Below are 26800 nucleotides of genomic sequence, written 5' to 3'. Positions count from 1 at the left end.
CTTATTATATATCAATATTTTTAATGACTTCATTTAATGCAATATATACATTGTATACCTCGCTAAATGTATTGTATAATGGCACCGGGCTTAGCCTGATCACATCGGGTTCGCGCCAATCCCCTATAATACCTTTACTTACCAGGTAATTGAATGTTGCTTTTGCTTTATAATTACAGATCACTGATAACTGGCAACCCCTTGATTCTATATCCGTTGGTGTTATTATCCTGTAAATTTCACGCCCTTGCGTTTTGTTTATGGTGTTTATCAGGTATTCAAAATAGCCGGTAAGCAGTATGCTTTTTTCTCTTAGCACAGCAATACCGCCCGCCTGTTCAAATATGTCTAACGAGGCTTTGTGTAGCGCTAACAGCAATATAGGGCTGGTACTAACCTGCCACCCTTCGGCGCCAATTGCCGCTTCAAAGCCGGGTTGCATTAAAAATCGTTTATCTTCACGGTAGCCCCACCAACCTGCAAAGCGCTTAAGCGACTGATCGTGGTGATGCTTTTTATGCACAAAAATGCCGCTTATGCCTCCCGGGCCTGAATTCATATACTTATATGAACACCAGCAGGCAAAATCAATATCCCAATCATGGAGTTTTATAGGCACATTACCCGCCGCGTGTGCAAGGTCAAACCCTGCATATGCACCCGCATTGTGTGCGGCTTTGGCTATGGCCTGCATATCGAACACCTGGCCGGTGTAATAGTTTATTCCTCCAAAAAGTACTAACGCCAGTTCATTCTTGTTTTGATCTATCGCTTTCAGTATATCATCTGTGCGCAAAGTATACTCGCCGCTCCTGGGTTTAAGTTCAATAATGGCATCACTTGGGTCAAGATCATAAAACCTTACCTGGCTTTCAACAGCATATTGATCTGATGGAAAAGCACCGGCTTCCATCAATATTTTAAAACGTTTATTATTTGGTTTATAGAAGCTTACAAGCAGTAAATGTAAATTTACTGTAAGTGAATTCATTGCCGTAACCTCATCTGTATGGGCACCAACAACAGGCGCGGCAAGTGCGGCTACTTCTTTATGGTAGCTCAACCATGGCTTGTCGCCATCAAACCAACTCTCAACAGCTTTACTTTGCCAGGCCGTTAACTGTTCGTCAATATATTCTTTTGCTGACCTGGGCTGTAACCCTAATGAATTGCCGCAAAGGTAAATGGCATCATGCCCGTTATGTTGTGGTATAAGGAATTTATCCCGGTAAGTTGCCAGCTTATCGGCAGTGTCAAGTTGCCGGGCAAATTCGGCGGTGGTTTGGTAGTTCATGTTGGTCAATTATAATAAAATCTACCTTAATAACAGCTTATTTATTCGGCTTACTAACATGCGGATTACCTTTAAGGTAAAACCGGTAAGGCAATAAAGCATCCTCGCCGGCATAAGCAATCCCTATTCTCGGTGCCGCTTTTACATCTTCATCGTTGAATGATAAGCCCCGGTCTTCTATCCAGATAGTATCACCCAATAAACTGACAGCATTTATTTTACGTGAAATACCTAATGCTTTAGCTACAGATCCTGGTCCGGCAGTAATGTTGGGTTTTAGTACGGGCATGCTCCGCCTTAACTGCATAATGTCAATACCCTCAACAGGTACAATAGCACGTATAAGTACCGCATGTGGTACACCATCAATAGCGGTTACTACATTGAACATTTCATGGATCCCGTAGCATAAATAAACATAGGCGCGGCCGCCTTCCTGAAACATGGTTTCGGTGCGGGCTGTGCGCCTGTTGCCAAAAGCGTGCGAAGCTTTATCTATTATGCCATTGTAAGCTTCCGTTTCTACAATGTAGCCGCCCGTCAGCAAGCCATCAATATTTGTGAACAGATATTTACCTAATAAGTTCCGACTAATGTCAACAACATCCTGAGTAAGATAAAATGAATGCGGTAACTTCATTAAGTGAGTATCTTTTTAAGTATCCGGTTTATTTCTTCGGCACGGTCAAATATCATAATGTGCGTTCCCTTTTCAATTATTTGCGAACCTGTTGCTTTACGACAGTCAAAAAGCATATCGCTGCTGCCGGCTATGTGGTAAACGTTGGCAGGTATTGTAGTGTTTTTCCAGTTTAATATTGCGCCTATTGCCCATTTAACAAATGTTGGCGATGTGTTTTTAAGCATATCCTGAAATAATGACTGATCATCTGGCTGCATTTTTCCGAAAACAATTCGCACCAAACCGCCCATAGAGGTAAACAGTTTTGCCGGAATGAGCTTGTACAAAGGCACCAGCCTAAAAAAGGAAAAGTATGCTGATGCCTCATTGCAGGATTTGATGCTGGAAATAAGGATAGTTTTGCTCGTAGGGATGATGTTTGCTATTTCTATTGCAACCATCCCTCCCATTGAGTTGCCTATTAATATTGAATTAGGATATATATTGTATTTGTTTACAAGCTTTTGTGCATAGCTTGTTAAAGTATCAGTTACATCCGGTTCTATCCAGTTTACAAAGGTAACGTCGTGGCCCGACAGGTCAATGTTTTTATAGATACGGCAATCGGCACCCAAGCCCGGTATCAGATATATCCGACTCATTAAAAGTTTACCAGTTTAATGATCTGCTCCAGATACAAGGCGTCTGTTTCGTCAAATTCATTAAGTTCCGAGCTGTCAACATCTAATACGCCAACCACCTCGTTGTTCACAAATATTGGTATAACAATTTCTGAACGGGATAACGAACTGCAGGCAATATGACCGGGGAATGCTTCAACATCAGGTACTATGAGTGTTTCCTGCCGCGCCCATGACGAGCCGCAAACGCCTTTGCCTTTGGCAATTCGTGTACAAGCAACCGGCCCCTGAAATGGCCCAAGCACTAATTGATCATCCTTTACCAGGTAAAAGCCCACCCAAAACCACCTGAATTGTTCCTTTAGCGCGGCGGCCACGTTCGCTAAATTTGCCACAAGGTCCGTTTCACCATAAAGCAATGCTTCAATCTGAGGGATCAATGTTTCGTATTGTTCCTGCTTGGTACCCTGCGCTACAATTTTAAGATCTTCTGCCATAACGCAAATGTAAATAAGCTTTACAGTAAAGTAAATAAACCTATTATCATAATTTAAAGTTTTAATTTAGCACGATGACGGTGAGCTTAACAATTGTGCGTTATAAAAAGGTGTTTATGCCGCTGGCATTATTTGCCATGGCCATACATCGGCTGCCGTTAATGCTTCAACACGGTTGCTCCTTCTGGAAACTGTTAGGCACCGGCCGCAATGGCACATTCGATCTTACGCCCGATTGGCGGCAATGGGGATTATTAGCTGTTTGGAATACACGCGAAGATTTTGATCGCTTTCAAAAAAACTCCTTTATAACAAAGTGGTGGCAAATGTTTTGTACAGAAAGCTGGACCTTGCTATGTGAACCCCTGCAAAGCCATGGCAAATGGGATGGCAAAGAGCCCTTTAAACCGATTGTTATTAACGAAGAGTATAACGGGCCTATTGCGGTGCTAACAAGGGCAACCATACGTTTAAAAAAGCTTAAAAATTTTTGGGCTAATGTAGATGATGTAGCCAGGCTGATGAAAGACGCGCCCGGATATATTACATCTGTTGGTGTAGGTGAAGCACCGGTATACCGTCAAGCCACATTTTCGTTATGGAAAAGTGAGCAGCAAATGAAAGCCTTTGCCTATAAAAGCCGCGAACACGCCGAGGTAATCAAAAAAACCAGGCAGGAAAACTGGTATAGCGAAGAACTGTTTGCCCGTTTTAAACCTGTTGACAGTTATGGTACCATCAACGGCATAAACCCTTTGGAAAATTTATTAAAGAAATGAGAATTATTGCTGAATTACCACACCCTGATTTTAAAATATCCATACTTAACATGAACAATAAATTTATTGTAAAGATGGAGCAAGGCAGCCTTGAGCAAAGTTATAAAATACCCGAAATGGATTTAACCGATGGAGTAAACAGTGTTTTTGAAGTGCTTGATGAAGATTTTTTAAAGACCGTTGCCGCCCGGTTTATAGAGATGCGTAAGGATTTTAAGGATGCTTATTTCAGATATAATTATTAGCAGTATAACTGTAAATAATCTTTATTAGTTATTGATCAAAAGGTATTTATCATATCATTATTTTTAAAACAGAATTATATTTGGCGCGATTTTAACAGTCGTTCAGTCAATTTAACTACCCCTGTTGAGGCCTTTGCTTGTATCGGGACTACGTTTTTAATGTATACTTCTGGTATTTTAGGATCAATAACATATTTGGTAACTTCATCGGGTACGTAGTCTATCAATCCGGCAGCCGGGTATACCGCTAATGAGGTTCCTATTAAAATAAAAATGTCGGCTTGTGCACATATGCGGGCGGCTGGTTCTATCATTGGTACAGCCTCACCAAACCATACTACATGTGCGCGCAATTGCGAGCCCAACTCGCACTTCTCACCCATTTTTAACTCCCAGCCATTTATAGGATAAGTAAGTTTAGGGTTAACACTGCTTTGCGATCTGGTAATAATACCGTGTAGGTGCATTACATTGGTTGAGCCTGCACGCTCATGCAAATCGTCAATATTCTGGGTAATGATGGTAACCTTGTATTGGCTTTCAAGCGCTGCAAGGGCAAAGTGTGCCTGGTTGGGTTGCGCCTCCAGTACCGATTTACGGCGCATGTTATAAAATTCCTGTACCAGTTCAGGGTTGCGGCGCCAGGCTTGCGGTGTAGCCACTTCTTCAATGTTGTATCCTTCCCATAGCCCATCGCTATCTCTGAATGTTTTAAGCCCGCTTTCGGCACTGATACCGGCTCCTGTAAGTACTACAATATGTTCCATTGATCAAATATAGGTAAACAAAAAAAGCGGCCCGAATTTCGGGCCGCTTTTGCTTTTAATGTTTTATAACCAATTACATGGCAAGCTCGTGCTTGTTGCGTAAAATGGTGTATTTGTTTTTAGCTAATTCAAAACCACCGTAAAGTAACAAACCGAAGATGGCGTCGCTCATGATCATATTACGCAAAAATGGCAACGCATTGGTAAGCGATGTAATGTACCCGCTAATATCATGGGTATAAAAATTACCGTATAAAAATGGAAGATCAGTAATTAACCAGAATAATACGGCTGATGCTACCGAACCTATCAACACATTTACAATATTTACTTTTTTAATAAAAGTACCAATGAATACTGTTAATGCAAAGCATGAATATGTTACTATATCAAACCATGAAAACAGCGTGATGTGACCGGTATACAGGTAATTGATGCCGATGTTGCTTATAAATAGAACCAATAGCGGAACCAAAAAAGATTTCCACTTATCAGTAAAATAGGTGCCTGCAAACAAAGCAACCGCGCCCACAGGTGTAAAGTTGCTTAACTCCTGAAAGTTGAAAGTAACAAAACGCATGGCTATAGCGCCAATTATCATTAGTATGAGTACTGTATTACGGGTGTTCATATTGTATGCCGGCATCACTTATAAATTATTAGGCGAAATTAGCGATAATATAGCAATTTGTAAACTACCGTTATTAGTTGTTTGTAAATACTATTTTACCCGGAAACAAGCCTACGGCGGCACTATCTTTAACCGCGCCGTTGCTGCCAAATATGTATAACTTACCGTCACCTTTGTATTCTTTGGCATCAGTTATAAAAACTTCGTTGGTGCTTGCTTTAACGGCTATAGCATAAGGCGTAGCTATTTTGAAGTTACCAGTTATAAAGTTATCCTCGATTACCGCGTCAGTTTGGGTATTATAAACATTTATTTTACCCGCACCTGAAATAATATACGCTAAATTGCCTGATATAGCTATCGGGCTACCATAACCTACATCTGCCGTGGCGCTTGATTTAACCACGTCAGTAGCGCTGTTAATTATGGTAAGCGCAGGCATTATATCTATATAATTACCATTTGAAATAACATATATATCGCCACCCGCATCAGCAGCAAGACTTACCGGGTTGGCTGGTACTTCAATCTTTTTTATTTCAGTATTTGTGTTCAGATCGATCACAGAAACTGTTTTATCAGGATTATCAAAATCAAGTCCGCCTGAATTAGCTACGTATAGTTTGCCATTGGCGATAGCCATTTGCTCCGGGTTGCGGCCCACGGTAATGAATTTTTCTATCTCAAGGCTTGCTGTGTCAAGTACTGCTACTGTATTATCATATGATGTGATATAGGCTTTGTTTTTATAGAATGCCACATACCTGGGTTGGCGGTTCACGCTGCCATTTTTCATATCAATATGTTTAATCAGCTTTCCATCTTTTGGATTGATGATCTCCAGTGTGCTCGAAACATTAACCGTGATGTACATCTTTGAGCCGTAAATAGCGGCATCATTAGCTACTGAACCCAAACCAGAGCCATTTACTGCTGAGAATATATCGGCTATTACCTTTTTTGTATCGGTATTATAAAATGTTAACGAGGCATTGCTTGCGTTAAACGAACCTTGATTTACGATAAATACGCCATTGCCTATACTGGTTGAAGTAGGATTTTCATCATCCTTACTGCACGATGCCGCAAATAACGACAGTGCTGATAGAATTAATAAGTAGCTGTGTTTAAATGATCTCATGTTGTTATATTAAATTGTTAATTGAAGTGTTAAACGTAATGATCTTGGTGGCATAGGGTAACTATCCACAATCGCGTAGTTTTTATTAAAAAGATTATTCACTTCGGCCGAAGTATGGATCTTTTGCCCATACAATTTGAAATCGTATGTTACAGAGGCATCGCTAACATTATACCCCGGTACATAATATTGAGGGCTGTTATTGCTGGAATAGTAACGTGATGATGACAGGATATGGTTAAAATAAATGCCTGCCGCCCTATGCTTTAATCCCACGTTCAATGCCAACGTATGCTTTGGGGTGTATGGAATCTGGTCTTTATAAAATGAATCGCCGGGGCTGCTGATGTCAATGGCTCTTTGATAAGTATAAGCCGCCGAAAATGAACCTTGCCAACCAAATAGTGGTGTAAATCCGGTTTTGATGTTCGCATCTAAACCGCGGATATCTACCTTACCTAAATTGCGTACACTTATGATCTCGGCCGACCGGCCGGGAAAAGTAAATATTTTATTATCTACATTGTAATAATAGGCATCAGTACTTAATGTAAGATATTGGATAGCACTGTTGAAGTTTTTATTATACACCGCGCCCACATTGTATTGGCGTGCCTGCTCAGGTTTAAGCGCACGCGGCTGAATTGCGTAGTAATACTGCTCTGAAAGATTTGGATAACGGTAAAGGTTTTTATAAAATGCCCGTAACGTTAATTCGTTATTGTTAATAACCTTGTAGTTCAGTATAAAAGTAGGTGTAAAAGCCGATCGTGAACGTGCTGCTACGGGTGTTTGAGTATTATCATTAATATAAGTGTTCAGCAAGCTCCCCTGTAAAAAAAAGCTGCCCAGGCTTAAATTACTTGCCAGCATATTGTATAATGATAGCCGGGTTGGATATGCATACCTGAACACATCAATATCAATATCAGCTAACGAAATATCCGCGGCATAAGAGATCTCCCAGTTTTTTACAGGCTTATAGGCTAACGCTGCCGATTGATATATTTCACGTTGAGTATAATGCTCGTTAGCGCCGCCGTTATTGTTTAAGAACGATGCATCGGTATAATGCTGGTAGTTGTGCGAAGCTTTGGTGCTCAGCAGCAAGTGCAAACTGTTTTTCCATATGCGCTCATAAGCGGCCTGTATAAAAGCATCCTGATTGGTAAGGTGCTGATCCTGATAAACAGCATTTAATATTACAGGGCCCGGCAGACCACGGTTGGCATTGTTATAATTAAACTGGAGCCTGAATTTACTGCTGTCATTTTTACTGTAATAAACTCCCCCATCTATTTGTTGGGCAGATACCTCGCTGTTAACACGCTTACCTATTGTATCTCGTCCGCCAAAATTATCTTTAAAACGATAATTACCATTAGCATTTTGCGTATAGCCGTTTAAAACGAATGACCATTTATTATTTAAACGTTGCTGCCATTGCAAGTACGGATTTATCAGGCCAAAACTACCGGTACGCATACCTGCTATTACCTGATAAGGTTTTTCAATGGTCAGTTCGGGCTGTGCGGTAACCAGTGATAATACTGCCGAATTGCTGTATGAGCGTGCCGGAAGGCAAATGTTTACCGGCTGGGCAATGTAAAGAATGATCTCCTTCAGGTTAAGTAAATTAAACCGGCCAAGGTCAATCTGCCCTGTTTGCGCGTCGTTAAGCAAAATGCCATCGTATAACACATTGGTATAGTTAGCCCCCATACTACGTACTGATACGGTTTTTAAACCGCCGATGCCACCATAATCGCGTACGTTTACACCCGAAAAATTCCGCACAGCATCTGCCACGTTAAAGGCACTGTATTGCGCAAAGTTTGCTGATGTTACCGACTGAACAGGTAAAGTTGTTTGCAATGCGGGCATTGTTATGCCTTGTATATTAACCTGTTTAATGGTTTTTGTAGTATCGGTTTGGCTAAATGCAGTGCCTGCTGATAAACTGAATATGCAAAGCATACCGGCCCTTTTTATAAAACGGGCGGATGATAAAACATAGGATATAGTTATCAGCATTATTGCAATAAATTATTATTTACAGGGAAAATTTTGGATGATATACGCCATAGGCTGTACGCCATTCAAGCTTCAATCCCCGAAAGCTTTGAATAATTATGGCTTGTGGCAGGTCTTCTGACTTACTCCCCTCGCCCCTGCCTTCCCACAGTTAATTACTGTAGTGGTGTTTAGATGGGGCTTTGGTTATGGAGCTTACAGCTGCGGGACAGTTGCGGACTTACACCGCATTCCCTTTTAATTCGTGAGGTTAAATGAGCATACCAACACGAAACCAAAAGCCCACAAATGTACAATAATTAGCCGCATGTTTTGGGGCTTATTCAAATTGCTTTTTGTTGGTGATTTTTTAATTAAAACAAAACTCATTTTCGTGTAAGGTGTTATTAAAGTATCTACTTAAAAACATAAATAATTATGTCAAACGCAGTATTACAGTTAGCTAATCGCTATCAAGGCACCGCCCCGGAGGCTGAGTCAATAAATTTAACCTGGCCCGAGCGTTATATATCCATCGCATCAGGTGTTAAACTGGGTATCTCCGGATTTAAAAACCTTTTTAAAAGTCCGTTTTCAAGCATTATTAAACTTGGCGCGGGTGGTTACCTGCTATCACGCGGTTTTACCGGCCATTGTGAATTATACAGCCGCATGGGTAAAACCACTACTGATGATGAGGTTAATGTTAATATACGTTCATCTTTTGTGGTTGATAAGCCGCGCCATCAGGTTTATGAATTTTGGAGGCAACTGGATAATCTCCCCCTGTTTATGAAACACCTGGAAAGCGTGCAGATATTGGATAATAACCGCTCGCACTGGGAATTAAAGTTACCGGCCAATGTAGCCAAAGTAAGCTGGGACGCCGAGATAGTGAAGGACGAGCCGGGTTACATGATCGGCTGGAGTTCGTTACCGGGTTCAATAATTGACAACGCCGGTAAAGTACGTTTCAGGGATGCCGAGAACGGGGGGACTTTGATAGATGTAGTGATCACTTACCACCCACCGGCAGGTGGTTTTGGCGCAAGCATAGCGCATGTACTTAACCCTGTTTTTAAAAGTATGGTTAATGCCGACGTGCAAAACTTTAAGCAGTATATGGATATTGATAACGATACCCGTGAACTATCAGCTAATGATACGCCGATAGCTGCTTCTTAACTTTAATAAATAACTAAAACGGGGCAATTGCTAAAAGCAATTTGCCCCGTTTTTATATAAGATTAAAAGCACGGGCATACTCCGTAAACTCAAAGCTGCTGGATATTCCAAGCTTTTGTTTAATATTCCGGCGATGTGTTTGCACAGTTTCTGCCGAGATAAACAATTCTTCGGCTATATCGGGTGAGCTTTTACCCTTGGCTACCATTTTTAATATACCAACCTCACGTTTACTTAATGATGAAAAGCGTTCGGCATTATTTTTCAGGAAGATATTTTCATGAAGCAAGCGTTCGGCTTTTGGCTCAACTTCTTTCATGTTTTCAATAGGCAGCGCTACGGTTATGGTTAACAAAGGCTTGCCTTCATCATCCCACATAAATATACCGGTTGAGGTTATATGCCAGGTCCATTCATTCTTCTCGGCAAACTTTACCTGCTGAAAGTAGCTAAAGCTTTCATTTTTCTTATTATCACGCAACAAAGCCTCCATTTTAGGCAGCAGGCCCTGCATATACTCCATATTGAAATAACGCGGATAGTATTCTGTGCCCATTTCACGCAGTTGCTGTACGGTAACGCCCAGCAGTTTTTGCCCTTTGGAGCACATGTATATTACAGAAAAATCGGTAATGTGGTGTATAATGGTTACACCCGGCATCATTTCCGCATAGGGTGCAAAATCATTGATCTTATCAGTGATAGGCTTGGTTAGCTCCATTTAATCAGGGGTAATTAAATTTTCCTGAATATGTAAATTAAATTTTAAATGTAAAAAAGTTTGTAAATAAAAACGCCCGGTATTTTACTACCGGGCGTTTTTATTTACAAACGTTGCTAAACAGAACTATTTTACTGCGTCAATAATTGCTTTGAATGCATCAGGGTTGTTCATAGCCAAATCAGCTAATACCTTACGGTTTAAACCGATCTCTTTAGCGGCTAATTTGCCCATTAATTGCGAATATGAAATTCCGTGCTCACGGGCACCTGCGTTAATACGCTGTATCCATAAAGCCCTGAACTCTCTTTTTTTGGTTTTACGGTCGCGGTAAGCATACTGTAAACCTTTTTCTACTGTGTTTTTAGCAATGGTGTAAACCTTGCTGCGTGAACCCCAATAACCTTTGGCGAGGTTCATGATTTTTTTACGCCTTCTTCTCGAAGCTACTGCGTTTACTGAACGTGGCATGTGTTGTTGTTTTTGGTAGTGAGTGCCGCATAAGCGCGAACTTTAATACTCTAATACCTGGTTAAAATTTAATTAATTACTTACCGATACAAAGCATACGTTTTACGTTACCCATGTCAGCATCAGACACTAAGCTGGTGTGACCTAAGTTACGCTTACGTTTTGTTGACATCTTGGTTAAGATGTGGCTTTTGTATGCGTTTTTTCTTGCAATTTTACCTGTTCCAGTAAGCTTAAAACGCTTTTTGGCACTGGAATTGGTTTTCATTTTTGGCATAACTCTTATTTGTTTGTGTTTAGACGTTTTCGCAACGTTTTATTTTTATTTTCGAATATCGAATATTCAATTCCGAATTTATTTTTCATTATTTGCACATCTGCATATCAACGCATCTGCACCTTAAAAAATCACTATTTTTTAGCGCCTTTTGGAGCAACGGTCAAAAACATACGTTTACCTTCAAGCTTAGGTAATTGCTCTACCTTACCTACCTCTTCAAGCGCCTGTGCAAATTTCAGCAAAAGTATTTCACCCTGCTCTTTGTAAACAATTGAACGGCCTTTAAAGTGCACATAAGCGCGTACCTTCTCGTTCGATTCCAGGAACTTGATAGCATGCTTCAATTTAAACTCAAAGTCATGGTCATCAGTATTAGGGCCGAAACGGATCTCCTTGATAACGGTTTGTTTGGCGTTGCTTTTTATCTCCTTCAGCTTTTTCTTCTGCTCGTAGATAAACTTATTATAGTCTGTTACCTTACAAACAGGCGGATTAGCGTTAGGCGATATTTCAACAAGGTCGAGCTCCTGCTCGTTGGCAATGGCAAGTGCGTCACGTAGTGAATACACGCCTGTTTCCACATTATCACCAACAAGACGAACCTCTGGTGCCTTGATGAATTGATTGATGTTATGTTCGGCCTCTTTTTTCTTGAAAGGGGGCCTTGGTCCTCTGTTGAACGGTCTGTTTAAAGCCAAGTTATACTGTTATTTCTTTAGTTATCTGTTTTATAAACTCCTCTACGCTCATACTTCCCAGGTCACCTTGACCATGTTTACGAATGGAAACTACATTCTCAGCAGCTTCTTTTTCGCCAACTATCAGCATATAGGGGATCTTTTTAACTTCAGCATCGCGTATTTTTCTACCGATCTTTTCATCTCTGAAGTCAATTAGCCCGCAAATATCGGAATCTTTTAACACATCCGAAAGTTTTTTTGCATATTCTTCATATTTTTCAGATATAGGAAGAATTATATATTGCTCCGGTGAAAGCCACAACGGGAAGTTACCCGCACAATGTTCAATCAGCACAGCCACAAAGCGTTCCATTGAACCAAATGGTGCACGGTGGATCATCACTGGGCGATGCTTTTGGTTATCGCTGCCGGTATATTCCAGCTCAAAACGTTCAGGCAGGTTATAATCAACCTGAATAGTGCCCAATTGCCATTTACGGCCAAGCGCATCTTTCACCATAAAGTCGAGCTTAGGGCCATAAAATGCCGCTTCGCCAAGCTCAACAACGGTTTTCAGGCCTTTCTCTTCAGCCGCTTCTTTAATGGCAGATTCGGCAAGCGCCCAATTTTCATCGGTACCAATGTATTTGGTTTTATTTTCCGGATCGCGTAGTGATACTTGTGCTGTGTAGTCCTCAAATCCAAGCGCGCCGAATACGTATAGTACCAGGTCAATTACTTTCTTGAATTCTTCCTTAACCTGGTCCGGGCGGCAAAACAGGTGAGCATCATCCTGAGTAAAGCCACGTACGCGGGTTAAGCCATGCAGCTCACCGCTTTGCTCATAACGGTAAACGGTACCAAACTCCGCGTAGCGTACCGGAAGATCCTTATACGAACGTGGTTTTGATTTATATATCTCGCAATGATGCGGGCAGTTCATTGGTTTTAGCAAGAACTCCTCTCCTTCCTGCGGCGTTTTTATCGGCTGGAATGAATCAGCACCATACTTTTCATAGTGACCTGATGTTACATACAGGTTTTTATGGCCTATGTGAGGGGTAATAACCTGCTCGTAACCGGCTTTGGTTTGCGCTTTTTGCAAAAAATTGGTCAGGCGTTCGCGCAGGGCGGTACCTTTAGGTAACCATAATGGTAAACCCATGCCCACTTTTTCGGAGAATGTAAACAGCTCCAGTTCTTTACCCAGCTTACGGTGATCGCGCTTTTTGGCTTCCTCAAGCATGTGTAAATATTCAGTAAGCTCGCTTTGCTTGGTAAAAGTTACACCGTAGATGCGTGTAAGCTGCTTTCGGCTTTCATCGCCACGCCAGTAGGCACCGGCAACACTCATCAGTTTAACCGCTTTTACAAAACCGGTATTCGGTATATGCGGCCCACGGCAAAGGTCAGTAAAGTTACCTTGGGTATAAAAAGTGATAGCGCCATCAGGCAGATCCTTGATCAGGTCGAGCTTGTACTCATCCCCTTTCTCGGTAAAATATTCAATAGCATCGGCTTTGCTAACAGGCTTGCGTATGTATTCCGACTTTGCCTTGGCCAGCTCGATTATCTTGTCTTCTATCTTTTTAAATTCTTCGGATGAAAATTCGCGGTCGCCAAAGTCAACATCATAGTAAAAGCCGGTTTCAATAGCCGGGCCGATACCGAATTTTGTACCCGGATATAACGCTTCAAGTGCCTCGGCCATTAAGTGGGCTGATGAATGCCAGAAGGTTGATTTACCGTTGGCATCATTCCAGGTTAATAATTTAATGCTGCTATCTTCCTCAATAGGCCGACTGGCATCCCAAACCTGGCCATTTACTTCGGCCGCTAATACGTTTCGTGCTAAACCTTCGGAGATCGACTGCGCGATCTGCATGGAAGTGATCCCTTTGTCGTACTGACGAACGGAACCATCAGGGAGTGTAATATTAATCATCTACAACTATGATTCGGCCTTTTCATAAATTGATACGGCCAGTTTATAAAATATGTTTTTAAAAAAGATCGCCTACTAACGCGACCTGTATGTTATGCAGCAAAAATATAATTAATTTATTAGCTCACCTATGTGTTGAAAATAAAATTACGGCTTAACAACAAAGCCTCCCTTTTGAGGAGGCCTTGAAAAAAAATCAGAAACGAAACAATTAAAATGTAAACTCGGCCAGTACCGGGAAATGGTCTGACGGGAATTTGCCGCGGTAGCTATCAGTTAATATACCCCAGCGTTTAACGTCAGCGGTGCCTGTAGTAAAAATATGGTCGATGATACCATCCTTGTCAAGCGCTTTGCCGAAGTTGTTGAAAGAGGCATTAAAGATATATGGATGTTTGGCCAGTGAATACGTATCCTTTAAGTAACCCGAGGTAGCCAGGCGCTGGTACCAGGTGCTTTCATGGTCGCCGTTTAAGTCGCCGGTAAAAATGGCTTTCTCGTTGCCTGCAATCTCTTTTATCTTTTTCAGGATCAGCTTGCTGCTCTCCTCGCGGGCAACCTTTCCCTGATGATCAAAGTGTGCATTAAAGAAGTAGAACTTCTTTTTGCTTTGCTTATCAAGCAGGTAAACCCATGAGCATATACGGTTACAGCAGGTGGCATCCCAGCCTAAACCCGGCTTGTCTGGTGTTTCTGACAGCCAGAAATCGCCTTTCTTTAAAACCTGGAAACGATCTTTTTTAAAGAAGATGGCTGAATGCTCCCCTCCTTCTTTACCATCATCACGGCCAAGGCCATAACGTTCATATTCAGGCAGGGCTTTACTAAGGTCCTGAAGCTGATTTTCGCGGCCCTCCTGTGTACCCAATACGTCAAAATCATGAAAGCGTATCAGCGCCGCGGCTACCGGTGCACGGTTAACCCAAAGGTTACCGGTATCTCCTGAATTATCAAAGCGTAAGTTGAACGAGCCAGCTATAAGGTGCTGTGCCTGCGTTGCACCGCTTGCCATTAAAAGCAGCGCCGAAACAAATAAGTGTTTAATTTTCATAGTGCTATGTGTTATAATTAGTATTACCAGCCAGGGTTTTGACCCAGTTTTGGGTTGATCAGCCTGTCTGACTCAGGTATCGGGTAAAGATAGTATTTATCATTCCACTGGCGTTGCACATTTGTGAGCCAGGTAAGTTCATTATCATTATTAAGGCGCTGAGGATTTACTGAACCGGTTGAAAGGTTCTCGGCAACGCTTACATAAGTTACACCGGCTACCGGGTTGGCAGGCATTGTACGGTAAAAAGCTACATCAAGTACACCATCGCCATTCAGGTCAAGCGGTGTATTAAGCTCGGGCACGTAAAAGCCATTCCAGGTTTGATCCATTAGCGGACCTCGTTTCCAGCGAACGATGTCGTAAAAACGGAAGCCCTCAAACACCAGTTCAATGCCGCGTTCGCGCCTGATCTCTAAAAGTGAAGCATCAGTAATAGCCGGGAAGTAGTTGCTTTGCAAATACGTATCAACAAGGGTTGCTTTGGTTGCTGTATTGCCTGTAATACCGGCACGGCGGCGCAATGCGCCAATGGTAACGTTCCAATCGGCATCGGTAAGTGTACCTAACTCGGCTTTGGCTTCAGCGTAATTCAGTAATACCTCGGCATAACGTATTGATGGTATAGAGTTGGTATTGCGTGATCCGCCATCCATTGAGGCATCATCCTGTGTAAGCTTTATAGGCTGATAACCTGTATAGGTGTATGAAAATACCGGTGGGGCTGCTTGCTGTGTGGCGCCATTTAAGCGGGTATAATTACCCATGCGTATGGTTTGCTGTAAGCGGAGGTCGCGGCCTTTAACTTCTTCAACAAAGGGCATGGTTTTGTAACCTGCTTTGTTAGTGAACGGCGTACCGTCAACATTCAAATAAGTATTAACAAAGGTACGTATTAGGCTCAGGCGGTCGCCGTAGGTTGCGCTTGTCCAGTACCAGTTGGCATCATTAAACACACCTAAAGCAGGGTCAACAACAGCGGCCAGCATTACTTCGTTAGTAACGGGGGTAGTACTGGTAAATAGTTGGCGGTAAGCCTTATCGGTACCACCGGCTGTGTTTATACTGAACGCGTTAGCATCCATTATCACTTTGGCGGCATCAGCGGCCTGCTGTAATAAACCGCTGGCTGATGATGCCAGATCATATTCAGTATGATATTTACGGAATGTACCTTCAAACAGGCATACGCGCGATTTAAAAGCATAAACTATATTCTTGGTTATTTGCGTACGCGATGCATCAGTGGTTGTAGTGATGTTTTGCGCGGCATAGTCCAGGTCGGCTATAATAGAATCAACCACAAGCGTGCGTGAATCGCGGCCGCCGTACAATTTAGGATCATCCACACTCATTGGCGTGTTTATCCATGGCACATCACCAAAGCGTTTAAGCTTGTCAAAATAAAACCATGCCCTAAAAAATCGGGCAAGGCCGTTAAAGTGCTTACGCTGATCTTCGGCTACAGTTGGCCTTACATTATTAGCTAAAAAATAATTGATGTTACGCAAGGCTCCCCAGCTCCAGCCTGTACTTTGCTGAGCGCTGTAAGCACCGGGCCTCAAAAAATCAGGTACCGATGTGCGGGCAGCGTAATCAGCCATGGCATCGCCACGTACCAAAGCGCCGGCATCTGGCAGGTTTTCGTAAAAAGAGTTAGCGTATAACTGCAAGCCGTTAACACTGCCAAATACAGCAGCATTTGTAGCAGCAGACTTTGGCTCCTGGTCAAGCTTTTTACAGCCTGTAGCTATAAGGCCTGCTATGGTTATGGCCAGCAGTAACTTAGTATATTTAAATTTTATTGAAAACATATTTAAGCTGATTAAATTGTTTGTGTTATTAATTAAAAGGTTGCTGTTACGCCAAGGGTTACACTCTTGAGTATAGGGTAATTGTTACCGTTACCACTACCACCATCGGTAAGAACCCTGTCAGAACCATTGATGCTCTCCGGGTCAATATCTTTAGTGACCTTATACAATGGCGACCATGTTAACAGGTTCTCTCCTGAAACGAATACACGCAGGTTGCTCAGCTTAATTTTTTGTATAAGCTGCAATGGTAAATTGTAACCTAACTGAATGTTTTTGAGGCGCAAATATGCCGCGTTTTGCAGATATTTGGTTTGAGCCTGGGTTAATTCGCCCGAACCGTTTTGCGCCGAGTATCCGCGATAGCGAGGGAAGTAAGCATCCGGGTTATCTTCTGACCAGATATTACCTATCATAGATACCGGAATTTTGTTGTAAGGCCTGTTATATTGCCCCCAGAAAACGCTGGCTTCTGAACCGGGGTACCAATCGCGTTTACCTACACCTTGCAAGAAAGCTGAGAACGAAAAGTTATTCCAGTCGGCATTTAAACCGATGCCATAAGTATAACGTGGGGTTGAGTTACCTATCACCCTGCGGTCGCCCGGATTGTTGGCTGTTTGCGCGCCGTAATCAATCACACCATTACCATCAAGGTCGGCAAATTTGATGTCGCCCGGCAATAGCTGGCCGGTGGTTGATGCCTTGGTAAGTATTTGCTTTGGCGAATTCGCAATATCTTCAGCAGAGGTAAAATAGCCTAAAGTAGTATAGCCCCATATTTCACCAAGGGTTTGGCCGGTGTAGTAGTCGCTCAGCCTTTTATCAATGTTGTTGTACTGGGTAACCTTGGCCAGGTAGTCTGACAGGGTAAGCCTTACACCATAGTTAAACGGTTTGCTACCCAGGTCAAAACGATCATGCCAGTTAACGGTTATTTCCCAACCCTTTGTTTGCAGATCGGCATAATTACCTTTTGGCGGATCAGCACCAAAAACAGCCGGCAATGTTGGGCCAACGGTATACATATTTTTAGTGTCGCGTATATATGCGTCAGCACTTATGTTCAGCCTGTCATTCAGCATTCCAAGGTCTAAACCAAGGTTTTTAGTACGTGAGGTTTCCCAGGTAAGGCCATCAGGCAACACAACAGGTATGCTGGTACGCTGTGGTAAAACACCATTGATGATACGGCCTGAACGTGAAATGCCAAAAGTTTCCTGAAAAGCGTATGAGGCAATGCTACCATTACCCAATGAACCATATGAACCACGAAGCTTTAAATTGCTGATCAGGTTTTTTGATACGTTGAAGAAAGGCTCTTCTGACACCCTCCAGCCACCTGACACCGACGGGAAGAAAGCATAACGCTGGTTTGCCGGGAATTTTGATGAACCATCATAACGACCGTTAGCTTCGATCAGGTATCTTTCCTTATACGAGTAATTCAACCTATAAAAACCACCTACGATAGCCCAACGCTCCCATCCGCCCGCGGTAGTGATAGATTGGCCGAGTGCCAGGTTAATATCGGTAGCATCTTCAAACACTAAACCGTTACGTACAGCTTCCAGGCGCTCAAAGGTTGATTGCTCATAGTTAAAACCGGCCAGGGCTTTAAAGTAATGGCCACCTTTTAACTTAGGCTCATACTCACCGTATACGTTGGTAGCTATATATTGTGTTGTTTGATCAAGCTTTTGCAGATCGTTATAAGCTGTGCCCACATATTCAATAACCCCCGGTTTACGGCTGTAAGGCACCTGCACACGTTTACGATCCTGGTTATTATCAGTATTCTGGAAAGTAAAATCGCCCTTTACGCGGAATACATTATCAAAAAAATGCGCATTGAAGCTGGTTGTGTTGCGAAATACGCGGTTATCCAGATCGATACCATTTTTGCCGTAATACAAATCGCCTACTGAATAAGCAGCAGAAAATGTTAAGGTACCATCAGGATTAAACATTGGCACCATGGTATGCCCCTCATCGGCTATGTTACGCCATATACTGCCGCCCTCGCCTACGTTAAGAGGGTTGTGGTATTTCATGTTCGAGTAATCGGCATTGTTGCTGATGGTTAACCACGGATACACCTGTAATGAGCCCTTTGCCCGCAGGTTGTATATGTTATAATCATCACTGTTATAACGGAACAAGCCATCCTGAGAGAAATAACGGCCGGTGATCAGGAAATCAGCTTTACCGCTGTTGCCTGAAACAGAAAGATTATGCTCACGAGCGCTGTTATGATCTTTATAAAGCAACTTGTACCAATCGGTATCACCATAGTATTCATATTCGCCGGCAGCGTTTACTATAGTAGTTGGCAGGGATGGGTCGTTATTGCGTTTTTCAAGCTCAGCTAAATAAGCTTGTGAAAATTTCACCGTCTTGTTGATGTTCTGAGGCGTTTGCGAATAATCATTCCAGGCACTCCAGGCATCATTAAACATTTTTGCAAAAGTGTAGCCATCGGTAACAAATTCAGGTACCGTGGTTGGGCTTTTTAATGACTGGTTGAACGAGTAAGTAATGCTGGTTTTATCTTTCGATGGGTTTTTGGTAGTGATAAGCACCACACCAAAAGCACCGCGGGCACCATATATAGCGGCTGATGATGCATCTTTCAATACTGATACACTGGCAACATCGGCGGGGTTAATGCGGCTTGGGTCGCCTTCAACACCATCAACTAAAACCAGCGCGTTACCACCCTGACCAATTGATGTAATACCCCTGATGTTAAATGTTGGGGATTGTATGGGTTTACCATCAAGCGGTACTATGTTAAGGTTAGGGATAGTACCCTGCAAGCCCTGGGCCAGGTTTGGCAGCGAGCGGTTCTCCAATACTTTAGAGGTAACCTGATCTACCGAGCCGGTAAGGTTCTCCTTTTTTTGCGTGCCATAACCTACTACCAGTACCTCGTTCAAAGTACCTGTTTGCCCAGTAAGCGCAATAGTATTAAGTGTAGTGGTTTCGCCCCCTTTTATACGAATGCCCGGTATACGTTTTGACTCGTATGAAATAAAGCTTATCACAACGGTATAAACACCTTCTTCAGCATCAATAGTAAAAGAACCGTCAACCTGTGCCTGTACACCTTTATTAGCTTCAACAAGCGTAATGGTAGCACCCGGTAAAGGCTCGCCTTTTTCATCAACCACCCTGCCGGATATCTTGCCTGGTGAGGCCATTGGCTTTTCCTGCTTTTTATACAGGGTAATGGTACCCTGCACTTCTTCTTTAAAGCCTATAGGCGTGTTGCTCAATAGCTTTTTAAGTACGTTATAAAGCCGTTCGTTACTAAAATCACGGTTCTTGATTTTAATATTGTTCAGATCGACCATTTGCGGATCGTAGGCAAAATCTACCTTTCCGGCTTGTTCAACCTTTTTTAATGACGCGGCAAGGGTTTCATTTTTTAACGAAACGCTGATACGCTTTTCAAATATCTGTCCGGCTGACGGTGAGGCGCTTAGCACTCCCGAGCAGGTTATCAATGCGGTGTAAATCAGAAAAGTAATACGCATAGCTTTGTTTAAGCGTCGTAAGTTTTTTTTCATACATTTGATTGCTTTAGTGAATTTTAAATAATAATCTAAGGGCAAAGCTGTTAGGGCTCAATCTGTCAGCTATGCAAGCACCGGCCGGTACTGCTTCAGTTCCGGCCTTTTTATATTGTTCTGTCAGTAAATAATTACCTCATTGTTATTCCTCCTGTAATGGTTTTGATGTACTGAGCAAATAATGCGCAGTGTTTCATCAAGCGTGCGCGATGTATTGATATGGATATTGTAGCGATAGTTTGTTGCAGCCTTATTTTTGCTTATTAATTTTATGCCGTATGTATTGGCCATAGCAAATGCCAGCTCATTAAAGGTTGCTTTGGTAAATACCAGCCTGCCCTCTGTCCATGATGTTGCAGCGCCGGCATCTGCCAGGCTTACCGTTGCTTCTGCTTTAGCCGGATCATACTTTACCTGCATGTTTGGTGTAAGCGTAGCCAATAGTTTTTTATCAGCGTTTACCTGCACCTTGCCGGTACGTACCGTTACGCTGGCTTGCTTTAAGTTTGTGTACGCCCTAACGTTGAATGATGTACCCAGTACACGCGTAGTAACATGCGGTGTTTTTACCAGGAATGGCCTCTGTGGATTTTTGGTAACTTCAAAAAAGGCTTCCCCCTCGTCAAGGTAAACATAACGTTGCTGTTTGTTCTGGAAATGATCGCTGATACGTATCTCGCTTTTAGCATTAAGCCATACTGATGATCCATCGGGCAAACTGATTTTTTTTACCTCGCCGGTTTGGGTTTTAATTGAGGTAAAGCTTTCACGGCTTTCGCTTATTAAGTTTAGAGGGATACTTTTTTTACGTGTGAATATGGTGACTGAAACTAATAATATGGTAACAGCGGCCGCATACCGGATAAACTTTATACTACGCACTTTAGCAGCAGGTTTATGTATGCTATCTTTTATGCCGGCGTATATCTCAGTTTTTAGTTGCTCGTCGCCGACAGTATTAAATTCGGCGTAGTTATCACTGTACGATGCATACCAGTCGTCAACCAGTTGTTTCTCATCATCGGTAACATCACCGTTGATGTATCGGTTAAACAGATCTTTTAATTCGGCTGGTGTCATTCAGTATTTGTGCTTTTATTATCAAGTTGCACAACTACCGCTTTACTACCTCAATTTTAGGTGAAGGTTAGGTTAACTTTTTGTAAACAGCATCATGATCAGGCTAACGCAGCCGATGTAGCGTTCAGGATATTCTACCCTAATGCGTTTCTTTAAACGTTTAAGCGCTTCGGTAATATTGTTTGATACCGTTTGCTCGGCCAGGTTAAGGCTGCTTGCTATTTCTTTCACTGAGTAGCTGTCGCTACGGAGTAAAAAGCTATTCTTCATGTTTACCGGCATCCCTTCAACCTCCTCGCTAACTATGCGTTCAAGATCAAAGTAGGCCGACAGATTCTGGTTTGAATGTAATAGCTGGGTTATGCGCTCTAAAGCGTTATCAAGTACCTGTTGTTTAATATTTTCGGTACGATAGTGATGCAGCACTTTCATTTTTACAGCGCCGTGAAGGTATTGCTTTAGCGTACTGTTAATTTCAAGGGCATTATGCTTTTGCCATATATCAATAAAAACATTTTGTACAATATCTTTGGCGGCGTCCTCATCATTAATCCTGCTGAGGGCTGATAAATAGAGGCTTTTCCAATACAGATCATAAATACGGTCAAAGGCGGATGTGTTGCCAAGTTTCAGCAGTTGCAATAACTCTGTTTCACTATAAACATGGGTACCTGTACGCATGTCCAAATGTACATTTGCAAGGTAAAGGCAATGTTAAGTTTTACTGATTGTGTATAAGTTACACTTGCTTTAAAAGGCAGTTATTTGCCATACTTTTTCATGATGTTGGGCACTTCATCAAGTGTTATAATAAGGTCGTGATTATAAACCCGTTTCAAATACTCTTTGTCAAGTGCTGTTAAATGCCCGGTGTGCCATTCCATCCACCACGACCAAACAACACCCTCAGCCAGGCATTTATCCGGATCGGGCGGTATGCCGCATTCATGGTAAGCGATTGGTATACTCCGGCTGCTGATCTGTTTGGTTTGCTCGTACATTGTTTTATGCGGGCTATCATCGCCATAATCATCAGCACCTGTAATATCAACATATTCATCACCGGGGTACCATGCCGCATCAGGTTTTGAGGTATATCCTAATACCCATATTAAATTGTTAAGTTTTTCTTCCTTAACAAAATAATTGTACATGGTTATCCACAGCTTTTTAAATTGCTCCGGGCCCTGCTTGCCCCACCAAAACCAGGTGCCATTCATTTCATGAAAAGGTCGCCACAGTACCGGCACTTTAGCATTTTTGAGTTTTTTTAGCAGGCGGGCCTTTTCTTTCAATTCTGCCCACATAGCTATATTTTCGGGTGTACCTTCCTCAAAGCATTTTTCAATGTCAATCTCCTTTTTTGAATTATCATACCCCTGCCCCGTTGTTGGAGCACCCCAATGCCACATAATAGTCGGGATACCGCCCTCCCGCCACCATTCAATAGCATGGGTTATTTCGTTCTCGTTTTCGGCACTATCAATAAAATCCATACCACGTATGGCCGGTTGTTTGCCGGTAACCTCCTGCAAATATTTTAGCTCGTCCTCGCCCCATTTTACATCCATCTGGCCGGACAATGTTTTTTTGCCGTTGATATCCAGCAGGTAACTGTAAAGTGCCCTGGCTTCACGGGATGCTTTTTTGTTTGACAGCTTTACAGGCGATTGCGCGAACGATAAGCTGCACATGGCTGTTAATACACAGATAATCAGCAATTTTTTGGTATGACTTTTTTTTATCATCTATCCGTTAAATGCAAAATGCTAAAATTATACTTTATAGAATAAGTATTGTAAAAATATAATACTATGTAATTATAAATCATCTTTTTTAATCCTGATACCGCCCGGCTGATAATCTTTAGGCAAGTATTCGGCAGGAATTGCGGTTGTATTGCCATCGCGCACAGCATTATATCTTGGCGACATTAATTCTATTCCGGCTTCATTAAATACATCCTGAATGTTAGCATGCAGATCAGAATAGATCAAGGCTTGTTTATTTGGAGATTTTGTGAAGGCATTAATCCTGTAGCTTACATAAAAATCATCAAGGCTGGTTTGAAATACATACGGCAAGGGCTCCTTTTCGAGTAACGGTGTTCGTGACGCGGCTTCGATCAATAATTTGTGTACCTCCCGCCATGCAACATCATATCCGCAGGTAACAGTAGTATGCACTATCAATCCCTTATGGGTAGCGTCGCTACTGTAGTTTACTGTATGATTGCTCATTACAGTAGAATTAGGAATAGATATTATTTCATTTTGAATAGTACGAATGCGGGTTACCAGTAAATTTTTCTCAATAATATCACCGGTTACCTCTCCTATTTTTACCCTGTCGCCAATTTTAAAGGCACGCATATAGGTAAGTACCAAACCCGCAACAACATTACCTAACGCGCCTGCTGATCCGAAAGTAAAGAGTACACCCACAAATACCGATACCCCTTTAAATATAGGCGACTCGTTACCCGGCAGGTATGGAAATATAACCACAATCATGAATGCCAAAACCAAAACACGGATGATTTGATAAGTTGGATTTGCCCAGTCAGCATAAAAACCCGGAATAGTTAATTGACCGCGCTCTATTTCAAGCTTTATAAAATTGAAAAATCTTAAAACGTATCTGAATACTACTACAAGGATAATAATCGTTATCAGGTTAGGTATGTAATTCCATATAGCTTCTCCAATTTTGCGTAACGGACTAAGTATGTAACCAAGCAAGGCTGCTGATATGTCGCGGGTAAACGGAAAGATGCTGAACAATATAGTAAGCGCAAAATATACTGTTATCAATATAACAACCCAGCGTACAAGGCCGATTGCTGTATTAATTAACCCGAGTTGCCTGGCCGGTGTAAGTAACTGATAGTTGCGTATGTGTACACCTTTTTTTGATACCCGCTCATTCAATGCCAGTTTACCTGTAAACCACCTGAACAGCCGGTTTATAAAATAGATGAGCAAACTTAGCACGGCAATAACCAGTAAGGCCAGTAAACCCTCTTTCACCAGAGTTTGAATACTTGTTTCATCACGATTAATAACTACAGCATGGCCGATTGTAGCACGCAGCTTTTGAGCAAGTTTTGATCTTGATGTATTTTGCCAAAGGGCATCCATGTCTGAAACCGACATGATCAGTTCATCTCCATAAACAATATCGGTAGTTTGCTCCGCTTCACTAATTTTTAAGGAATCAGCACTAAATCGGTAATTGTCGGCAAGCAGTATCAACCTGTGTTGCACGGCTTCGGCGCGGTCTTTAGCGGTAAAGCTCCCCTGTTTTAAATATATAGAAAATAAGGTATCACGAAATGGTTGTACCGCAAAGCCCTTTACATACCTTCTGAGCGAATCAACCTGTTGCTTTTGCCTGATTATGCGTAAGGAATCTTTTTGCTTTAAGGCATTAAGCTGTTTTACTAATCCAAGGCGTTCATCATCATTACCGGAAAGTCGCGCTACTTTTAATTCAAGCTCATTCCGTTTTAAAGAATCCGCCACCCTTTCTGCAGATAATTGCTTTACACTGTTGAGTTGGTTATTAACCTTATCATTATGTATGGTATCATTTTTAATTAAAACTGTATCCGCTGGCTGTGCGGCAGCAAGAGTTATCGTAAAAAACAACAGCAACAAAAGAGGTGAATATTTGGCCATATACAATGTTAACTAATTTATAACAATGGTTAACCTGGAAATTTTGTTCGGTCAAACACGCGTTAAAAATAAAGAGCCGCCCTATCAGGCAGCTCTTATATCCGAAAAAATTAGTTACTGTTTAAACCGTAATGGTTTCGCCAATGGCCGGTAAAAGCAGGGTAATGCCCGCTTGCTCAAAACGCTGTTTGGCATCTTCGGTATCAATCATGATAAAGCCGAATGTATTGTAATGTACCCCAATAACGGTTTTTACGCCTACCATTTTAGCGGCTTCAATAGCGTCGTCAATACCCATGGTAAGGTCGTCGCCTATTGGTAGTACAGCATAGTTTAGCTCCGCCCAGCGTGGTACCAGTTGCATATCCAGTGTTAAGGCTGTATCGCCGCTGTAGTAAAAGTTGCCTTCGTTGCTTTTTATAGCAAACCCGGTGGCCACACCACCATAGCTGCCATCAGGCATACTGCTTGAATGCACGGCAGTAAAGCATTTAACCTTGCCAAAATCAAGCGCCAGTTGCCCACCCGGATTTAGCGGATGTGTGTTGGCAACGCCGTTGTTATTGAACCAACTGTGCACCTCAAAGCTGGCAATAACCTTTGCACCGGTACGGTTAGCAATTGTTTCGGTATCATTCATATGATCATAATGTCCGTGCGATACAAAAATGTAGTCAGCCGGTACGGTATTCACATCAATTGCTTTTGCCAATTCATTGGGTGTAATGAACGGGTCGAATAAAATATGCTTACCGCCTATGTTAACGGAAAAGCAGGAGTGGCCATAATAGGTAAATTCCATATTAAAATGTTTATTTAGATTACGTTACTGAATGTTTAACAGGAGCGTTAGATTTTTGTTACGATTAATTATTCAATCAACCCGTTAATATACGGATCGGTAAAATCAGGCGCAAAATGCAGTATGTTATCCAGGTAGCTAAATTCTTCAACTTGATGTGTAGTGGTTAGTATAACCGTTTTCATGCCTGCATTTGCCGCGGCCTCCGCCCCTTTAGGTACATCTTCAAATACCAGGCAATCCTTCGGTTCAACGTTCAAAAGTTGCGCTGCCTTTAAAAATGTTTCGGGGTGAGGTTTGCTGATGCTTACATCGTCAGCGCTAACAACCACCGGTATGTACTTACGTATGTTTAAACCATCAAGCACAAAATCAATGTTAAAAGGTATAGCCGCCGAACCTATAGCCATTACTACGCCTTTTGCATACGCCTTTTCTAAAAATACCTGCAAGCCGGGCAGCAGTTTTAATTCAGGTAAAAATGCTTTTTGATAGCGCTTTTCTTTTTCGAGGGAAAGTTTGTCCATCTCCTCGGTTGTAAAACGGCCTTCGCCAAACATGCGCACCAGCAACTCGTGGTTTTTTCCATACATGTTTTGCTTAACCTGTTCGCGGGTAAAGTTACCGCCCAGGTCGGTGTTCAGTATCTCTTCCCAGGCTAAGGTATGGTACCACATATCATTAATCATGGTGCCGTTCAAATCAAATATTATCGCTTTCATTGCATATTTAGCTGTAGTACCGCGCTAAGGTAAACCAAAGGTGTTGAATGAACCAATACAAGTTTTAACATTTATTTTATGCTGACAATTGGTGGTTTCGGTAACGTTTGCGTAGTTTTCATGTGGTGCAGTGCAACGTTATGGCTGTAAACTTGTTAATATCG

General features: G+C 42.1%; 25 protein-coding genes and 1 riboswitch. Of the genes, 3 read left to right on the top strand and 22 right to left on the bottom strand.

Going from position 1 to position 26800, the window contains the following annotated elements:
- Window positions 1-4: 4 nt before the first annotated feature.
- Genes kynU through LJ707_RS03860 form a run of 4 tightly spaced genes read right to left on the bottom strand, consistent with a single transcriptional unit; the run spans window position 5 to window position 3054 of the window.
- A complete protein-coding gene (kynU, locus tag LJ707_RS03875; RefSeq protein WP_228949447.1) occupies window positions 5-1294 on the bottom strand; it encodes a kynureninase in 1290 nt (429 codons plus the stop codon).
- A 37-nt stretch (window positions 1295-1331) separates the two neighbouring features.
- Complete coding sequence (locus LJ707_RS03870) at window positions 1332-1934, bottom strand: DNA-3-methyladenine glycosylase (RefSeq protein ID WP_228949445.1); 603 nt, start codon at window positions 1932-1934, stop codon at window positions 1332-1334.
- Window positions 1934-2578 carry an alpha/beta hydrolase gene (locus LJ707_RS03865; RefSeq protein WP_228949444.1) on the bottom strand — a complete coding sequence of 215 codons (645 nt, stop codon included), beginning with the start codon at window positions 2576-2578 and terminating at the stop codon, window positions 1934-1936. Before LJ707_RS03865 ends, LJ707_RS03870 begins: the two co-directional genes overlap by 1 nt.
- A complete protein-coding gene (locus LJ707_RS03860; protein WP_228949442.1) occupies window positions 2578-3054 on the bottom strand; it encodes a GAF domain-containing protein in 477 nt (158 codons plus the stop codon). The genes LJ707_RS03865 and LJ707_RS03860 overlap by 1 nt, the downstream gene beginning before the upstream one ends.
- 74 nt (window positions 3055-3128) lie before the next feature.
- Between LJ707_RS03860 and LJ707_RS03855 the strand changes: the two genes are divergently transcribed.
- Together LJ707_RS03855 and LJ707_RS03850 are read left to right on the top strand one after the other, a co-directional pair.
- A complete protein-coding gene (locus tag LJ707_RS03855; protein WP_228949441.1) occupies window positions 3129-3833 on the top strand; it encodes a DUF3291 domain-containing protein in 705 nt (234 codons plus the stop codon).
- Window positions 3830-4078, top strand: coding sequence for a hypothetical protein (locus tag LJ707_RS03850; protein ID WP_228949439.1), 249 nt, complete (start codon window positions 3830-3832; stop codon window positions 4076-4078). Before LJ707_RS03855 ends, LJ707_RS03850 begins: the two co-directional genes overlap by 4 nt.
- A gap of 74 nt (window positions 4079-4152) precedes the next feature.
- Here the strand turns inward: LJ707_RS03850 and LJ707_RS03845 are convergent, their stop codons facing one another.
- The 4 genes from LJ707_RS03845 to LJ707_RS03830 form a co-directional block, all read right to left on the bottom strand.
- Window positions 4153-4845 (bottom strand): Sir2 family NAD-dependent protein deacetylase, encoded by a 693-nt coding sequence (locus LJ707_RS03845; RefSeq protein WP_228949437.1) that lies wholly within the window; start codon window positions 4843-4845, stop codon window positions 4153-4155.
- A 73-nt stretch (window positions 4846-4918) separates the two neighbouring features.
- Window positions 4919-5491 carry a DUF6580 family putative transport protein gene (locus LJ707_RS03840; protein WP_228949435.1) on the bottom strand — a complete coding sequence of 191 codons (573 nt, stop codon included), beginning with the start codon at window positions 5489-5491 and terminating at the stop codon, window positions 4919-4921.
- Window positions 5492-5549: 58 nt separating this feature from the next.
- Window positions 5550-6617, bottom strand: coding sequence for a DUF5074 domain-containing protein (locus tag LJ707_RS03835; protein WP_228949433.1), 1068 nt, complete (start codon window positions 6615-6617; stop codon window positions 5550-5552).
- 9 nt (window positions 6618-6626) lie between these two features.
- Window positions 6627-8651 (bottom strand): TonB-dependent siderophore receptor, encoded by a 2025-nt coding sequence (locus LJ707_RS03830; RefSeq protein WP_228949431.1) that lies wholly within the window; start codon window positions 8649-8651, stop codon window positions 6627-6629.
- 89 nt (window positions 8652-8740) lie between these two features.
- Window positions 8741-8945, bottom strand: a riboswitch (cobalamin riboswitch).
- 123 nt (window positions 8946-9068) lie between these two features.
- On the opposite strand from LJ707_RS03830, the gene LJ707_RS03825 reads away from it, so the two are divergent.
- A complete protein-coding gene (locus LJ707_RS03825; RefSeq protein ID WP_228949429.1) occupies window positions 9069-9815 on the top strand; it encodes an SRPBCC family protein in 747 nt (248 codons plus the stop codon).
- Between the two features lie 52 nt (window positions 9816-9867).
- On the opposite strand, the gene LJ707_RS03820 is transcribed toward LJ707_RS03825, so the two are convergent.
- The 14 genes from LJ707_RS03820 to LJ707_RS03755 all read right to left on the bottom strand — a co-directional run bounded on the left by LJ707_RS03820 (window position 9868) and on the right by LJ707_RS03755 (window position 26636).
- Window positions 9868-10536, bottom strand: a complete 669-nt coding sequence (locus LJ707_RS03820) for a helix-turn-helix transcriptional regulator (protein ID WP_228949427.1) — start codon at window positions 10534-10536, stop codon at window positions 9868-9870.
- A 126-nt stretch (window positions 10537-10662) separates the two neighbouring features.
- On the bottom strand, window positions 10663-11007 hold the full coding sequence (gene rplT / locus LJ707_RS03815; RefSeq protein ID WP_228949426.1) for a 50S ribosomal protein L20: 345 nt from the start codon (window positions 11005-11007) through the stop codon (window positions 10663-10665).
- Window positions 11008-11083: 76 nt separating this feature from the next.
- A complete protein-coding gene (rpmI, locus tag LJ707_RS03810; RefSeq protein ID WP_173413919.1) occupies window positions 11084-11284 on the bottom strand; it encodes a 50S ribosomal protein L35 in 201 nt (66 codons plus the stop codon).
- Window positions 11285-11418: 134 nt separating this feature from the next.
- On the bottom strand, window positions 11419-11985 hold the full coding sequence (gene infC / locus LJ707_RS03805) for a translation initiation factor IF-3 (RefSeq protein ID WP_194100573.1): 567 nt from the start codon (window positions 11983-11985) through the stop codon (window positions 11419-11421).
- 1 nt (window position 11986) lies between these two features.
- Window positions 11987-13912 (bottom strand): threonine--tRNA ligase, encoded by a 1926-nt coding sequence (gene thrS / locus LJ707_RS03800; RefSeq protein WP_228949422.1) that lies wholly within the window; start codon window positions 13910-13912, stop codon window positions 11987-11989.
- A 211-nt stretch (window positions 13913-14123) separates the two neighbouring features.
- On the bottom strand, window positions 14124-14963 hold the full coding sequence (locus LJ707_RS03795; RefSeq protein WP_228949420.1) for an endonuclease/exonuclease/phosphatase family protein: 840 nt from the start codon (window positions 14961-14963) through the stop codon (window positions 14124-14126).
- Between the two features lie 23 nt (window positions 14964-14986).
- Window positions 14987-16777 carry a RagB/SusD family nutrient uptake outer membrane protein gene (locus LJ707_RS03790; protein ID WP_228949416.1) on the bottom strand — a complete coding sequence of 597 codons (1791 nt, stop codon included), beginning with the start codon at window positions 16775-16777 and terminating at the stop codon, window positions 14987-14989.
- A gap of 32 nt (window positions 16778-16809) precedes the next feature.
- Window positions 16810-20349: a TonB-dependent receptor gene (locus LJ707_RS03785; RefSeq protein ID WP_228949415.1), complete on the bottom strand. Its 3540-nt coding sequence runs from the start codon at window positions 20347-20349 to the stop codon at window positions 16810-16812.
- 123 nt (window positions 20350-20472) lie between these two features.
- Window positions 20473-21432 (bottom strand): FecR family protein, encoded by a 960-nt coding sequence (locus LJ707_RS03780; RefSeq protein WP_228949414.1) that lies wholly within the window; start codon window positions 21430-21432, stop codon window positions 20473-20475.
- Window positions 21433-21504: 72 nt separating this feature from the next.
- A complete protein-coding gene (locus LJ707_RS03775) occupies window positions 21505-22113 on the bottom strand; it encodes an RNA polymerase sigma factor (RefSeq protein ID WP_228949413.1) in 609 nt (202 codons plus the stop codon).
- A gap of 80 nt (window positions 22114-22193) precedes the next feature.
- Complete coding sequence (locus tag LJ707_RS03770; protein ID WP_228949411.1) at window positions 22194-23180, bottom strand: glycosyl hydrolase; 987 nt, start codon at window positions 23178-23180, stop codon at window positions 22194-22196.
- A 72-nt stretch (window positions 23181-23252) separates the two neighbouring features.
- A complete protein-coding gene (locus LJ707_RS03765; protein WP_228949409.1) occupies window positions 23253-25112 on the bottom strand; it encodes a mechanosensitive ion channel family protein in 1860 nt (619 codons plus the stop codon).
- Window positions 25113-25233: 121 nt separating this feature from the next.
- Window positions 25234-25914, bottom strand: coding sequence for a metal-dependent hydrolase (locus tag LJ707_RS03760; protein ID WP_228949408.1), 681 nt, complete (start codon window positions 25912-25914; stop codon window positions 25234-25236).
- A gap of 68 nt (window positions 25915-25982) precedes the next feature.
- On the bottom strand, window positions 25983-26636 hold the full coding sequence (locus LJ707_RS03755) for an HAD family phosphatase (protein WP_228949406.1): 654 nt from the start codon (window positions 26634-26636) through the stop codon (window positions 25983-25985).
- Between the last annotated feature and the right edge of the window lie 164 nt (window positions 26637-26800).

Origin of the sequence: Mucilaginibacter sp. UR6-1, from assembly GCF_020880975.1 — a bacterium.
Taxonomy (GTDB): Bacteria; Bacteroidota; Bacteroidia; order Sphingobacteriales; family Sphingobacteriaceae; genus Mucilaginibacter.
Note: the sequence above shows the minus strand (reverse complement) of the source record. Positions and strands in the feature narration are given on the sequence as shown.

What these genes read in the sequence shown, in the direction of transcription:
- thrS (WP_228949422.1), bottom strand. Translation starts at nt 13,912, where the DNA reads ATGATTAATATTACACTCCCTGATGGTTCCGTTCGTCAGTACGACAAA.
- LJ707_RS03820 (WP_228949427.1), bottom strand. Translation starts at nt 10,536, where the DNA reads ATGGAGCTAACCAAGCCTATCACTGATAAGATCAATGATTTTGCACCC.
- LJ707_RS03790 (WP_228949416.1), bottom strand. Translation starts at nt 16,777, where the DNA reads ATGTTTTCAATAAAATTTAAATATACTAAGTTACTGCTGGCCATAACC.
- LJ707_RS03760 (WP_228949408.1), bottom strand. Translation starts at nt 25,914, where the DNA reads ATGGAATTTACCTATTATGGCCACTCCTGCTTTTCCGTTAACATAGGC.
- LJ707_RS03830 (WP_228949431.1), bottom strand. Translation starts at nt 8,651, where the DNA reads ATGCTGATAACTATATCCTATGTTTTATCATCCGCCCGTTTTATAAAA.
- LJ707_RS03845 (WP_228949437.1), bottom strand. Translation starts at nt 4,845, where the DNA reads ATGGAACATATTGTAGTACTTACAGGAGCCGGTATCAGTGCCGAAAGC.
- LJ707_RS03755 (WP_228949406.1), bottom strand. Translation starts at nt 26,636, where the DNA reads ATGAAAGCGATAATATTTGATTTGAACGGCACCATGATTAATGATATG.
- rpmI (WP_173413919.1), bottom strand. Translation starts at nt 11,284, where the DNA reads ATGCCAAAAATGAAAACCAATTCCAGTGCCAAAAAGCGTTTTAAGCTT.
- LJ707_RS03855 (WP_228949441.1), top strand. Translation starts at nt 3,129, where the DNA reads ATGACGGTGAGCTTAACAATTGTGCGTTATAAAAAGGTGTTTATGCCG.
- LJ707_RS03825 (WP_228949429.1), top strand. Translation starts at nt 9,069, where the DNA reads ATGTCAAACGCAGTATTACAGTTAGCTAATCGCTATCAAGGCACCGCC.
- LJ707_RS03770 (WP_228949411.1), bottom strand. Translation starts at nt 23,180, where the DNA reads ATGATAAAAAAAAGTCATACCAAAAAATTGCTGATTATCTGTGTATTA.
- LJ707_RS03785 (WP_228949415.1), bottom strand. Translation starts at nt 20,349, where the DNA reads ATGAAAAAAAACTTACGACGCTTAAACAAAGCTATGCGTATTACTTTT.
- LJ707_RS03840 (WP_228949435.1), bottom strand. Translation starts at nt 5,491, where the DNA reads ATGCCGGCATACAATATGAACACCCGTAATACAGTACTCATACTAATG.
- LJ707_RS03795 (WP_228949420.1), bottom strand. Translation starts at nt 14,963, where the DNA reads ATGAAAATTAAACACTTATTTGTTTCGGCGCTGCTTTTAATGGCAAGC.
- LJ707_RS03835 (WP_228949433.1), bottom strand. Translation starts at nt 6,617, where the DNA reads ATGAGATCATTTAAACACAGCTACTTATTAATTCTATCAGCACTGTCG.
- LJ707_RS03860 (WP_228949442.1), bottom strand. Translation starts at nt 3,054, where the DNA reads ATGGCAGAAGATCTTAAAATTGTAGCGCAGGGTACCAAGCAGGAACAA.
- LJ707_RS03850 (WP_228949439.1), top strand. Translation starts at nt 3,830, where the DNA reads ATGAGAATTATTGCTGAATTACCACACCCTGATTTTAAAATATCCATA.
- kynU (WP_228949447.1), bottom strand. Translation starts at nt 1,294, where the DNA reads ATGAACTACCAAACCACCGCCGAATTTGCCCGGCAACTTGACACTGCC.
- LJ707_RS03765 (WP_228949409.1), bottom strand. Translation starts at nt 25,112, where the DNA reads ATGGCCAAATATTCACCTCTTTTGTTGCTGTTGTTTTTTACGATAACT.
- LJ707_RS03865 (WP_228949444.1), bottom strand. Translation starts at nt 2,578, where the DNA reads ATGAGTCGGATATATCTGATACCGGGCTTGGGTGCCGATTGCCGTATC.
- LJ707_RS03780 (WP_228949414.1), bottom strand. Translation starts at nt 21,432, where the DNA reads ATGACACCAGCCGAATTAAAAGATCTGTTTAACCGATACATCAACGGT.
- rplT (WP_228949426.1), bottom strand. Translation starts at nt 11,007, where the DNA reads ATGCCACGTTCAGTAAACGCAGTAGCTTCGAGAAGAAGGCGTAAAAAA.
- LJ707_RS03870 (WP_228949445.1), bottom strand. Translation starts at nt 1,934, where the DNA reads ATGAAGTTACCGCATTCATTTTATCTTACTCAGGATGTTGTTGACATT.
- LJ707_RS03775 (WP_228949413.1), bottom strand. Translation starts at nt 22,113, where the DNA reads ATGCGTACAGGTACCCATGTTTATAGTGAAACAGAGTTATTGCAACTG.